This is a genomic window from Gordonia neofelifaecis NRRL B-59395, assembly GCF_000192435.1.
GTDB classification, from domain to species: domain Bacteria; phylum Actinomycetota; class Actinomycetes; order Mycobacteriales; family Mycobacteriaceae; genus Gordonia; species Gordonia neofelifaecis.
In genome coordinates, this window is the sequence record NZ_AEUD01000002.1 from 272,555 (window position 1) to 285,590 (window position 13,036).

The 13,036-nt window shown below is 67.1% G+C and carries 8 protein-coding genes and 1 riboswitch; of the genes, 6 read left to right on the forward strand and 2 right to left on the reverse strand.

The window, feature by feature from the left end; translation table 11 throughout:
• From prpB to SCNU_RS03585, 4 genes are all read left to right on the forward strand, one after another.
• Positions 1 to 930 (forward strand): methylisocitrate lyase, encoded by a 930-nt coding sequence (gene prpB, locus SCNU_RS03570; protein WP_009677990.1) that lies wholly within the window; start codon positions 1 to 3, stop codon positions 928 to 930.
• Positions 927 to 2,084, forward strand: coding sequence for a bifunctional 2-methylcitrate synthase/citrate synthase (locus SCNU_RS03575; RefSeq protein ID WP_009677991.1), 1,158 nt, complete (start codon positions 927 to 929; stop codon positions 2,082 to 2,084). The genes prpB and SCNU_RS03575 overlap by 4 nt, the downstream gene beginning before the upstream one ends.
• A 2-nt stretch (positions 2,085 to 2,086) precedes the next feature.
• Complete coding sequence (locus SCNU_RS03580; protein WP_040517513.1) at positions 2,087 to 5,473, forward strand: pyruvate carboxylase; 3,387 nt, start codon at positions 2,087 to 2,089, stop codon at positions 5,471 to 5,473.
• A 117-nt stretch (positions 5,474 to 5,590) separates the two neighbouring features.
• Positions 5,591 to 6,196: an NUDIX hydrolase gene (locus SCNU_RS03585; protein WP_009677993.1), complete on the forward strand. Its 606-nt coding sequence runs from the start codon at positions 5,591 to 5,593 to the stop codon at positions 6,194 to 6,196.
• 267 nt (positions 6,197 to 6,463) lie between these two features.
• Here the strand turns inward: SCNU_RS03585 and SCNU_RS03590 are convergent, their stop codons facing one another.
• The gene (locus SCNU_RS03590) at positions 6,464 to 8,119 is read right to left on the reverse strand and encodes an FMN-binding glutamate synthase family protein (protein WP_009677994.1); all 1,656 of its coding nucleotides are present in this window, start codon (positions 8,117 to 8,119) and stop codon (positions 6,464 to 6,466) included.
• A 126-nt stretch (positions 8,120 to 8,245) separates the two neighbouring features.
• Positions 8,246 to 10,558 carry a 5-methyltetrahydropteroyltriglutamate--homocysteine S-methyltransferase gene (metE, locus tag SCNU_RS03595; RefSeq protein WP_009677995.1) on the reverse strand — a complete coding sequence of 771 codons (2,313 nt, stop codon included), beginning with the start codon at positions 10,556 to 10,558 and terminating at the stop codon, positions 8,246 to 8,248.
• A gap of 111 nt (positions 10,559 to 10,669) precedes the next feature.
• Positions 10,670 to 10,884, reverse strand: a riboswitch (cobalamin riboswitch).
• Positions 10,885 to 10,988: 104 nt separating this feature from the next.
• On the opposite strand from metE, the gene SCNU_RS03600 reads away from it, so the two are divergent.
• Complete coding sequence (locus tag SCNU_RS03600; protein WP_009677996.1) at positions 10,989 to 11,573, forward strand: hypothetical protein; 585 nt, start codon at positions 10,989 to 10,991, stop codon at positions 11,571 to 11,573.
• Positions 11,574 to 11,638: 65 nt separating this feature from the next.
• Positions 11,639 to 13,024 carry an amino acid permease gene (locus tag SCNU_RS03605; RefSeq protein ID WP_009677997.1) on the forward strand — a complete coding sequence of 462 codons (1,386 nt, stop codon included), beginning with the start codon at positions 11,639 to 11,641 and terminating at the stop codon, positions 13,022 to 13,024.
• Positions 13,025 to 13,036: the final 12 nt, after the last annotated feature.

The window sequence follows — 13,036 nt, forward strand, 5'->3', positions numbered from 1 at the left end:
ATGGACGACACCACTGGAAGTGTCTTCACCTCAGCCGTCAGCGATGCTGACAAACGCAGCGGCTTGCGCGACGCGCTGAACTCCGGGGAACTGCAGCGTTGGCCGGGCGCCTTCTCCCCATTGGTCGCCAAGATGATCTCGGATGCGGGCTTCGAAGGTGTCTACGTGTCGGGTGCCGCGTTGGCAGCCGATCTCGGACTGCCGGACATCGGTCTCACCACACAGACCGAGGTCGTCCAGCGCGGCGGCGCCATCGCGCGGGCGACCGACCTGCCAACTCTCGTCGACGCGGACACCGGCTTCGGTGAACCGATGAGCGCCGCCCGGACCGTTGCGGCGCTGGAGGGTGCGGGCCTGGCCGGCTGCCATCTGGAGGACCAGGTGAACCCGAAGCGTTGCGGTCATCTCGATGGCAAGGACGTGGTGCCTGTCGACGACATGCTGCGTCGTCTCGGCGCGGCCGTTCGGGCTCGACGAGACGAGAACTTCGTGATCTGCGCACGTACCGATGCGAGAACTGTGGAGGGCCTCGACGCGGCGATCGACCGGGCGAAGGCCTACGCCGATGCGGGTGCCGATCTCATCTTCACCGAGGCCCTCGCGACGGAATCCGAGTTCGAGCGCTTCCGCGCCGCGGTGGACGTCCCGTTGTTGGCGAATATGACCGAGTTCGGCAAGTCTGAGCTCCTCACCGCTGCGCAGCTCAGCGATCTCGGGTACAACGCGGTGATCTATCCGGTCACCACCCTTCGCCTCGCAATGGGCGCCGTTGAGGCCGGTCTCAGCGAGATCGCCGAGACGGGAACCCAACGGGGGCTCCTCGACGGCATGCAGCACCGCTCCAGGCTCTACGAGGTCCTGCGCTACGCCGCCTACAACGCATTCGACGACACCATCTTCACGTACATCCGACCTGGGGAGCCGAAATGACCGGAACGACTGGCAATGCGCGCCGCACTGCCGTGCAGAACAACGCGGGTGCCGTCCACAAGGGACTGGCCGGAGTCATCGTCGACACCACCGCCGTCTCCAAGGTGGTGCCGGAGACCAATTCCCCGACGTACCGCGGTTACCCGGTCCAGGAACTCGCCGAGAAGTGTTCGATGGAGCAGGTCGCCTACCTGCTCTGGTACGGCGAGCTGCCCTCTGACGCACAACTGCAGCAGTTCACGCAGCGGGAGCGCGCGGCGCGGCGCCTCGACCGTTCCGCGCGTGCGGTCCTGGCCCGCACACCGGAGAACTGTCACCCGATGGACGTCGTCAGAACCATGATCAGCTATCTCGGGACCGAGGATCCGGACGAGGATCTCGCCACGCCCGCGTCACTGCTGGACAAGGCGCAGCGCATGTTCGCGGTGCTGCCGACCATCGTGGCGGCGGACTTGCGGAGGCGCCGAGGACTCGAGCCGGTCCCTCCACACCACGGCTTGGGGTACGCGGAGAACTTCCTGAACATGTGCTTCGGTGAAGTCCCGGATCCAGTGGTGGTCAAGGCGTTCGAGCAGTCGATGATTCTTTACGCCGAGCACAGCTTCAACGCGTCGACGTTCGCGGCGCGGGTCGTGACGTCCACGGGATCGGACGTGTACAGCGCGGTCACGGCCGCGATAGGCGCACTCAAGGGTCCGCTTCACGGCGGTGCCAACGAGGCGGTCATGCACGACATGATCGAGATCGACCGACCCGAACGGGCACGCGCCTGGCTCGACGCCAAGCTCGCTGCCGAGCAGAAGGTGATGGGTTTCGGTCGTCGTGTCTACAAGCGAGGGGATTCGCGGGTGCCGACGATGTATCGCGCTCTGCGCGAGATGTCTGCGCACCTCGGGCGGACCAAGTGGTTGACGATCTACGCAGAACTCGAGGAGGAGATGCTGTTGCGGACCGGGATCCGCCCGAACCTCGACTTCCCGACCGGACCCGCCTATTTCCTGATGGGTTTCGACATCCCGATGTTCACGCCACTGTTCGTGATGAGCCGGATCACTGGGTGGACTGCGCACATCATCGAGCAGACCGAGTCGAATGCCCTGATCCGTCCGCTCTCCGCGTACTCGGGCGCGCAGCAGAGGTCCGTGCCGGCGTGAACATGGCGAAGATTCTGGTGGCCAATCGCGGCGAGATCGCGGTCCGGGCATTCCGCGCGGCGCGAGATCTCGACGTCGGAACCGTGGCCGTATTCCCCTTCGAGGACCGTGGCAGCATTCACCGATTCAAGGCAGATGAGTCGTACCAGATCGGACTTCGGGGTCACCCGGTCAAGGCCTATCTGTCGGTCGATGAGGTCATCGGGGCGGCGCTGCGCTCCGGGGCGGATGCGATCTACCCCGGCTACGGATTCCTGTCGGAGAACCCTGAGTTGGCGCGGGCATGCGAGGACAACGGGCTCGTCTTCATCGGTCCGTCGGCGGCGGTCCTGGACTTGGCCGGAGATAAGAGGCGGTCGGTCCAGGCTGCGAGGGAGGCCGGGTTGCCGGTGCTCACGGGTTCGGCTCCGTCCGCGGACCCGAGCGAGCTCGTGCGCGCGGCGGAGGAGATGACCTTCCCCGTCTTCGTCAAGGCGATCGCGGGCGGCGGCGGCCGCGGCATGCGGCGAGTCGAGCGGATCGACGAACTCGCTGCCGCGGTGAGCGCGGCGAGCCGCGAAGCCGACTCGGCCTTCGGAGACCCGACGGTGTTCCTCGAACAGGCGGTCGTCGAACCTCGGCACATCGAAGTGCAGATCCTCGCGGACGCGAGCGGCGACGTCGTGCATCTCTACGAGCGTGATTGCAGTCTCCAGCGGCGCCATCAGAAGGTGGTCGAGATCGCGCCCGCCGTCGGCCTGGACTCTTCGGTTCGGGATCGGATCTGTCGGGACGCGGTGGCGTTCGCTCGCCACATCGGCTACACGTGTGCGGGCACCGTCGAATTCCTGCTCGATCAGCGAGGCGAGCACTACTTCATCGAGATGAATCCGCGGATTCAGGTGGAGCATACGGTTACCGAAGAGGTGGTCGACGTCGATCTGGTGTCGGCGCAGTTGCGCATCGCGGGAGGCGCGACACTCGCGGACCTGGGGCTGCATCAGGACGCGATCGAGCCGCGCGGTGCCGCGCTTCAGTGCCGGATCACCAGCGAGGACCCAGCCGACGGCTTCCGACCTCAGACCGGCCGAATCCGCGACTACCGCGCTCCTGGCGGCGCGGGCGTGCGGCTCGACGGCGCCGCCGCTCTCGGCAGCGAGGTGACGGGCCACTTCGACTCCATGCTGGTGAAGCTCACGTGCCGCGGTCGGGACTTCCCGACAGCGGCCGCGCGTGCCCGACGCGCGCTCGCCGAATTCTCGATCAGAGGCGTCACGACCAACATCGGCTTTCTACGGGCAGTGCTCGAGGATCCGGACTTCCTCGTCGGTGGCACCACCACGTCGTTCATCGACGAGCATCCGGAACTGCTCACCGGTTCTGCTCCGGGCGACGACGTCGGCAGGCTGCTGTCCTACCTGGCTGACGTGACCGTGAACCGGCCGTACGGTGAATCGCCGCCCACAGTCCGGCCCGTGTCCAAGCTTCCCGAGGTGGCCTCACATCGCCTGGCGCGGCCGCCCTCGGGATCACGGCAGCGGCTGCAGGAACTCGGTCCGACGGCGTTCTCGAAGGAGTTGCGCGATCAGTCCGCCGTCGCGATCACCGACACCACATTCCGTGACGCGCATCAGTCACTGCTCGCCACGCGCCTGCGCACGAGTGCACTCGAAGCGGTCGCACCTCACGTGGCAGCACTGACCCCGCAACTCTGGTCGGTCGAGTGCTGGGGCGGTGCCACCTACGACGTGGCGCTCCGATTCCTCAAAGAGGACCCGTGGGAGAGGCTTTCCAGGCTTCGTGACACACTGCCGAACATCTGCCTCCAGATGCTGCTGCGCGGGGCAAACACGGTCGGCTACACGCCCTATCCAGATGAAGTCTGCCGCGGTTTCGTCGCCGAGGCGGCCGCCACGGGCGTCGACGTCTTCCGGATCTTCGACGCGCTGAACAGCGTCGATGCCATGCGGCCGGCGATAGATGCCGTGCGCGAAACAGGGACGGCGGTCGCCGAAGTGGCGTTGAGTTACAGCGGAGACCTGTCGGATCCTCGGGAAGACCTGTACACCCTCGACTACTACCTCCGCCTCGCCGAGCGGGTCGTGGATGCCGGCGCTCACGTGCTGGCGATCAAGGACATGGCGGGACTCCTGCGACCGCGCGCGGCTACGGCCCTGGTCGGCGCGCTCCACCGCGAGTTCGACCTGCCGATTCACGTTCACACGCATGACACCGCGGGTGGCCAGGTGGCGACCTACCTGTCAGCGATCGCCGCCGGCGCGGACGCGGTGGACGCGGCGAGCGCCCCGCTGTCGGGGACGACGAGTCAACCGTCGCTGTCCGCCGTCGTTGCGGCGTTGGAGAACGGTGAGCGCGACACCGGACTGAACCTGCGCGACGTGTGCGCTTTGGAGCCGTACTGGGAGGCTGTGCGACGGGTGTACGCGCCGTTCGAGTCCGGAGTCGGAGCGGCGACCGGCCGAGTCTACGAACACGAGATCCCGGGCGGTCAGCTCTCGAACCTGCGTCAGCAGGCGATCTCGCTGGGCGTGGGGCACCGATTCGAGGAGGTGGAGCAGGCTTATGCCGACGCGGATGCATTGCTGGGGCGGCCGATCAAAGTGACGCCGTCATCGAAGGTGGTCGGAGACTTGGCGTTGTCACTGGTGGCGCAGCAGATCACCGCGTCCGACTTCGCCGACGACCCGTCGGCGCATGACGTCCCGGACTCGGTGATCGGCTTCCTGTCCGGTGAACTCGGGGAACCCGCCGCGGGATGGCCTGAGCCGCTGCGGTCGCGGATCCTGCGTGGGCGCGTGCACACGTATTCCCGCGCGGAACTGTCCGACGCAGACCGTGCAATCCTGTCGCAGCCCGGGGCTGGTCGCCGGCGAACCCTCGACAGACTTCTGTTTCCTGGGCCGACGGAAGAGTTCATCGCTCATCGGACCGCGTACGGAGACACCTCTCGGCTCTCGGCGACGGCCTTCTTCTACGGATTGCGGCCCGGTGAGGAGCACCGCGTCAGGCTCGGTCCGGGAATCGAAATGCTGGTCGGTCTCGAAGCCGTAGGAGAGCCCGATGAACTCGGTCACCGTACGGTGTTGTTCACCGTGAACGGCACGCTGCGGCCGATAGTCGCCGTCGACCGGGCTGTCGAGCCCGTGACGGTCGTCGCCGAGCGCGCCGATCGGGCCGACCCTCGCCAGGTCGGAGCACCGTTCGCCGGTGTCGTGACGGTCACTGTCCGGGAGGGTGACCAGGTGTCGGCGGGGACAGCGGTCGGCACCATCGAGGCGATGAAGATGGAGGCGGCGATCACCGCACCGGTCGACGGCGTCGTCAAACGCCTGGTGGTGGCAGGGATTGCAGAAGTAGCGCCCGGCGATCTGCTCATCGAGATCGGGTGAAGGCACACGATGCCGCCGGGAGGGGCCCTCTGTTCCTTCACGCCGAAGCACTGCCGGACCGTTGTCGGAACGGCGCGGTGGCCGCGCGAGCAGCGGCCACCGGGTACAGATGGATGCATGGAGATCACGCGCGCGGCGGCTGAGGAGCGAGTCCGGAACTGGGCGCGGAGAGAGGTCGACGATCCTGACGGGACCCTCAAGCGCTCGGCGGTCGCCATCACGGTGGTACGGCGGCACGACTCGTACGGGATCTGGATCGCTCGACGTCCCGCGACGTTGCGTAACCATGCACGACAGTTCGCCTTGCCTGGCGGCCGCCTGGATCCGGGGGAGACCGCGACCCAGGCCGCGCTGCGCGAGCTCCGCGAGGAGATCGGCATCGATCTCGGCGCCGACGCCGTGCTCGGCCTGCTCGACGACTACGAGACCCGATCGGGCTATCTGATGACACCGGTGGTCTGCTGGACCGACGACGACCCGCCGGTGACGCCCAGCCCCGACGAGGTGGACCAGCTGTTCTTCGTGACCTTCGACGAATTGCGCAGGCCCGCGCAGTTCAGCCGGATTCCGGAGTCGCCGCGCACCCTGGTCTCGCTGAACATCGCGGGCGCGCGAGTGCACGCGCCGACGGCGGCCGTCATCTACCAGTTCGCCGAGGTGGTCCTCGCCGGCCGCGACACCCGTGTGCACGACTTGGAACAGCCGGTGTTCGCCTGGCGCTGACCGCCGACCGGGCCTGTATCTCCTGATCGACGGCTGCGCGTGCCGCCCCAGTGCCCCGCACAGCCACTTCTGTCAAAGGTGATCCATATCATAGTCAGTGCAAGATCGGAGCTGGCCGTGAAGGTCGTCTCGGGTTGTTTGAGAACTTCATAGCGCGTCGCAGCACAAGGCGACACGGACTGCTTCCAGGGCACGGGCGCTGAAGGTGTGGTCGGTGGGTGCTGAGACGGCACGGGCGTGGTGAGGTCGCCGGCCGGGCCCGGCGACTCACACCGCCAGATGGTGGCTGGTGCTCCCGTGCGTCGGCGGTCGTCGGGACGGGTCGGGTACGTGGGCGCTCGTGAGCACGAAGGCCTCGGCACTCGAAAACTGCCAGTCCTCTCGCCATGACTCCGGCGGGTGTGTCAGCAGTTCGCCCGGCGAGAGCCACTCGTAGATCTCGGCATAGGACTTCGACGTGCTGGGGCCGATGGTGCGCATCAACATCGACGGATGCAGATCGTCGAAGCTGCGCAGGCCCATCGACGCCACGAACTGCTTGGCGTTGTCGACGACGTGCCGCTGCAGGTTGTACACGCGCTCGGTCTTGTCGACCACGTCGAGCGCGCGGGCACGCCGCGGATCCTGAGTCGCGACACCGACGGGGCAGGTGTTGGTGTGGCATTTCTGGGCCTGGATGCAGCCGACGGCCATCATCATCGCGCGTGCGGCGAGGGTGAAGTCCGCACCCTGGATCACGCGTTTGACGATGTCGATGCCGTTGGTGATCTTGCCCGACGCGCCGATCCGGACCTGGTCCCGCAGTCCAGTCCCGACCAACGCGTTGTGCACGGTCATCAGCCCCTGGGTGAGGGGCATGCCCACGTTGTCCTCGAACTCGATAGGCGCCGCACCGGTGCCGCCCTCCGCCCCGTCGACGATGATGAAGTCGGGTGCGATCCCGGTCTCCCGGATGGCTTTGCAGATCCCGAGGAGTTCGCTGCGCGAGCCGACGCACAGTTTGAATCCGACGGGCTTGCCTCCGGAGAGCTCGCGGAGTGTGCCGATGAACCGGCACAGCCCGATCGGGGTGTGGAAGGCGTTGTGCGACGGCGGCGACACCACCGACTCGCCGACGGGAACGTTCCGCATCTCGGCGATCTCCGCGGTCACCTTGGCACCGGGCATCACACCGCCGAGTCCGGGCTTGGCGCCCTGCGACAGCTTGATCGAGATGCACTTGATCGCCGGCGTCGCCGCCTTCTCCCGGAAGGCGTCGGCGTCGAAGTGCCCGTCGGGCGTGCGACACCCGAAGTAGCCGGTGCCGATCTCCCAGATCAGGTCGCCGCCCGGCTCCAGGTGGTACTTGCTGAGTCCGCCCTCACCGGTGTCGTGGGCGAATCCGCCTCGGGCGGCGCCACCGTTGAGCGCCAGAATCGCGTTCGCGGAGAGCGCGCCGAAGCTCATGGCGGAGACGTTGTACATCGCGATGTCGTACGGTTGGGTGCAGTCCGGGCCGCCGATCCGGACCGTGGGAGTGTCGGCAGCGGCGGGCTGGGCGACGATCGAATGCTGGACGTATTCGTAGCCGATCGCGTTCGGATCCCGTTGGGTGCCGAACGGGTCGACGTCCTTCACGTTCTTGGCGCGCTCGTAGATCGTCGTGCGGGTGACGCGGTCGAACGGCGTGCCGTCGGTGTTGCGCTCGATGAAGTACTGCTGCAGTTCCGGCCGGATCGCCTCGAGCAGGAATCGGAAGTGGCCGAGAACCGGATAGTTCCGCAAGATGCTGTGCCTGCGCTGCGCGAGGTCGTGCGTGCCGACCGCCGCGATGAACAGCAGCGCACCGGTGAGGAACAACCACCACGAAGACACCAGGAGCACCAGCAGCAGGGACAGAGCGGTGAGTGCCCAGGTCGCGAGGACCGCCAGCCATCGGAGCATTGCGTCGACCTCCGTCGCAAGGGAATCGGGTTGACGCTCACTGTAGTTCGGACCTGCGCTCCGACTGCGCGGATCCACCGGTACCGAGACGGATACCGGTGGACCCCGGCTTGGTTCTCGACGGCGTCAGCCGATGGGCGCGGCCACCTCGTCACGCGCCCGGTGCGCCGCGGCGACCAGGTTCGTGAGTGCCTGGACGACCTCGTCGTTGCTCCGCGTCTTGAGTCCGCAGTCCGGATTCACCCACAGTCGATCAGCCGGGACCGCTGCCAATGCTTCGCGCAGGGACGCGGTCATCTCGTCGACGGTCGGCACACGCGGTGAATGGATGTCGTAGACGCCCGGTCCGACCTGTGCGGCGAATCCCGCGGAGTTCAAGTCGTCGAGGACCTCCATGTGCGAGCGTGCGGCCTCGATCGAGGTGACGTCTGCATCGAGGGCGGCGATAGCGCCGATCACGTCGCCGAACTCCGAGTAGCACAGGTGAGTGTGGATCTGCGTCGCGTCGGCAACCCCTCCGGTCGAGATGCGGAATGCGGTAACGGCCCAGTCGAGATACGCCTCGCGATCGGCCGCGCGCAAGGGAAGGAGTTCGCGCAGCGCGGGCTCATCGACCTGGATGATCGGTACGCCGGCGCGTTCCAGGCCGATCGTCTCGTCCCGGATGGCCAGGGCCACCTGGCCGGCGGTGTCCGCGAGCGGCTGATCGTCCCGAACGAACGACCATGCGAGGATCGTCACCGGTCCGGTCAGCATGCCTTTGACCGGTCGGTCGGTCAGTGACTGCGCATAGGTGATCCAGCCGACCGTCATCGGGTTCGGCCGCGTCACGTCGCCGAACAGGATCGGCGGACGCACGCACCGCGACCCGTACGACTGCACCCAGCCGTTCGCGGTCGCGAAGAACCCGTCGAGTTGCTCGGCGAAGTACTGCACCATGTCATTGCGCTCGGGTTCACCGTGCACGAGGACGTCGAGCCCCACACGCTCCTGCAGTGCGATCACTTCGGCGATCTCGCGCTGCATCCGCGTCCGATACGCGGTGTCGTCGATGGCGCCGTTGCGCAGCGCGAGTCGTGCTCTGCGGATCTCGACGGTCTGCGGGTAAGAACCGATCGTCGTCGTCGGCAGGACGGGCAGGCTCGCAGCGGCGTCCTGGGCTTCTCTGCGGACGCCGGCCGCGGTCCGTGTCCAATCGGTGGGCTCCAGTCCGGCCAGACGCTCGCGGATGGCGGACACGCGCAGCCGGGGGTCGGATTCGCGCGTGGCGAGGGCGGCCCTGGATGCGCGGAACTGCTCCGCCTGGTCGGTGATGCCGTGGGTGAGTGCCCGCGAGAGCGCCGCGACCTCCGCGAACTTCTCCTCGGCGAAGGCGAGCCAGCCGTGCAGTGCGGCGTCGAGATCGTACTCACCGCGCAGGGTGTAGGGCACGTGCAGGGTGGAGCACGATGTCGAGACTGCCAGCGCTCCGACGTGGCCGTGGAGCGAGTCGAGAGCGGCCAACGCCTCGTCGAGATCGGTGCGCCAGACGTTTCGGCCATCCACCACACCGGCGACGACGAGCTTGTCGGTCAAGCCGGCCGAGACTACGCCGTCCGAGGTGCCGGCGACGAGGTCGACGCCGACGCCTTCGACGTCCGTCCGTCCGAGAGCGGCGAGCCGGTCGGCGGCGTCGCCGAAGTAGGTCTGCACCAGGATCCGCGGTCGATCGGCGACCGCGGAGAGCGCGGCGTACACCCGCTCGGCCAGATCTGCCAGATCATGGGAGCCGGAACCCTCATCGGTGACCAGAACCGGCTCGTCGATCTGCACCCAGTGGACGCCCGCCCGGTGCAGTTCTCCGAGCAACTCGGCATAGAGCGGAACCAGGTCGTCGATCCGCGAGAGCGGTTCTGCGGCGCCGCCGACCGCCTTCGACAGTGCGAGGAAGGTGATCGGGCCGATCACTACCGGTCGGGCGGGAACACCCTCCGCCAGGGATTCGGCGACCTCGTCCCGGATCTTGGCCGGGTCGAGTGCGAACGCGGTGTCCGGACCGATCTCGGGCACCAGATAGTGGTAGTTGGTGTCGAACCACTTGGTCATCTCGAGCGGAGCGATGTCCGCGGTGCCGCGGGCGGCGGCGAAGTAGCGATCCAGCGGGTCGGCGACGGAAGCCACTCGCGGGGGGAGCGCGCCGAGCAGCACCGATGTGTCGAGCATCTGGTCATAGAACGAGAAGGTGTTGACCGGAATCGAGTCGAATCCCGCGGCAATCAGCCGCTGTCGGTTGTCGCGCCGGATCCCGGCGGCGACTCGTTCCAGCGCGGTTGCGTCGATCCGCCCGGCCCAGTAGGCCTCGACCGCGCGCTTGAGTTCTCGGTTGACACCGATGCGTGCGACACCCGGAACGGTGGCGCGGAACGTCGTCGGTGTGGTGTGTGCCGTGTCGTCAGACATGACTGATTCTTCTCTCCTGCATGAGTAGTTCGAGCCGTCGCCATGCAGGGCGCTGCGAGCCAAGGGTTCGTCAGTCGCCCATTCCTCGAGGCGGACAGCCATCGGGCACGGGTGTGCCCGATACATCCGGCAGGTCTTCGGGCTCGTCGGCGTGCGACTCGATGAGGGAGCCGCGTCTACTGGCCGTCGCTTCCCAGGCGCCGCTGCCTCGGCAGGGCCTTCCCAGTGCTTGATACGGCGTTCGTTCCGACATACCGCTGCGGGTCAGCTCCGGAGTCTCACCGGATTCCCTCTTCGCGGGCGGACGCCACCGCGAGGTGGTGTTCGCGCGTCGACGCCCGGAGACGAGAAGCAGGGGCTCCATAGTGATCTCGTCCGGGCGAACCAGTTGCAAGAGTCGATGGTAGATGAACGCGTAGAATCGAGCATCATGGAATCCGGCGGTGATTTTAACTCCTCCGGACCGGTGCGCCCGGTCGGCGGAATCGTCGTCGTCGCCCGTGGCGACGAGCGCCTGCCCGCTCGTGAAGGCGACATCCCGAAGCTGGAGCGATTGCTGGCGTGCGTGGCGAGTCTCGGAGCGGGCGGATGCGACGAGGTCTACATCGCCCTGGGCGCTCGGGTGGTGCCCGCGCCGGACACCACGTCCACGATGCTCTATCTGCCGGATTGGTATGACAGCCTCGACGCTTGTGCGGCCGCGGCCCTCGACTTCGCCGATCAGCACTCGTCCTGGGGCGGAGCGGTGTTCCAGACGCTCGACAGTCCCGACGCCGGTTCGATCGCGGTGTCGCGGGTGATCGAAGCCGCAGACGGGTGCCCGGACTCGCTGTGCCGCGCGTCGTACGCCGGCCGGCCGGCCCAGCCCTTCTACCTCGGCGCGCATCGCATTCGCGAGGCGATCGCCGAGATGGGCGCGGGCCTGCCCGCGTTCCGCTATCTCATCGAGCACCGCGACGACGTCGTGCTCGTGGACTGCACGGATCTCGGCAATCCGGCGGATTCGCTCCTGTAACGCTCCACACGTCCTGTCCGCCGCGAAGGCCAGATTCTCGCCGCCAGGCGATAAAGTGGTTGCCCGTGACCGAATTCGCTCAGCACCTGACCCGCGGGCTCACCGCACGCCATATCAGGTTCATCGCGCTCGGCTCGGCGATCGGCACGGGCCTGTTCTACGGGTCCGCCGAAGCGATTCACAAGGCGGGGCCGTCGGTTCTACTGGCCTATCTCATCGGTGGGGCGATCATCTACATGGTTCTCCGCGCCCTCGGCGAACTGTCCGTTCGGAATCCCGTGGCGGGCTCGTTCGGCGAGTTCGCGTCCGAGCACCTCGGTCCGCTGGCCGGCTTCATGACCGGGTGGACCTTCATCTTCGAGATGATCGTGGTCTGTCTGGCGGACGTGACCGCGTTCGGCGTGTACATGAGCTTCTGGTTCCCGGATGTGCCGCGCTGGACGTGGGTACTGGCGGTGGTGTTCTTCATCGGCGCGGTGAACCTGCTGCACGTGCGAGTCTTCGGCGAGATGGAGTTCTGGTTCACGATGGTCAAGATCGTCGCGATCATCGCCATGATCGGCGGTGGCGTCGCGATCCTGATCTTCGGGTTCGGCGTGCACGACACGAGCCTCGGCGTCTCGAACCTGTGGACCGACGGCGGCTTCATGCCCAACGGCATCGGCGGGTTCCTGTCCAGCTTCGCGGTGGTCATGTTCGCCTTCGGCGGCAGCGAGATCATCGGCATCACGGCGGGCGAGGCCGAGAATCCGCGCACCACGATCCCGAAGGCGGTCAACACCGTTCCGATCCGGATCCTGCTCTTCTACATCTGCACGCTCGCGGTGATCATGTCGATCATCCCGTGGAGCGAGATCACCGGCGAGAGCAGTCCGTTCGTGCAGATCTTCGAAGCGCTGGGCGTGGCGCCCGCGGCCACCGTGCTGAACGTCGTGGTCATCACCGCGGCCTTGTCGGCGATCAACAGCGACGTCTTCGGCGCCGGTCGGATGATGTACGGACTCGCCCAGCGGGGGCAGGCTCCCGCTGCGATGAAGCGGGTCTCGCGGAACGGCGTGCCGTGGTTGACGGTCGTGATCATGGTGGTGGCGCTGCTGCTGGCGGTGGTGCTGAACTGGGCGATCCCGGAGCGGGCCTTCCTGATCATCGCGTCCATCGCCACCTTCGCGACGATGTTCGTCTGGATGATGATCCTGCTGTCGCAGTACCGTTCGCGGCGGCGGATGACGCCGGAAGAGCAGAGCCGGGTCGAGTTCGGCGTGCCGTTCTGGCCGTACGGTCAGTTGATCGCGATCGCCTTCCTGGCCTTCGTCGGCGGCGTCGTGGCCTTCGACCCGGACACCCGCGTGGCGTTCGTCGTCGGCGCGGTCTGGCTGGTACTGCTGACCGCGGTCTTCTACGCCGCGCGGAACCGCATGCGCGAGGATCCGGTCGAGGCGTCCACCGACTGAGCCCGTAGATCC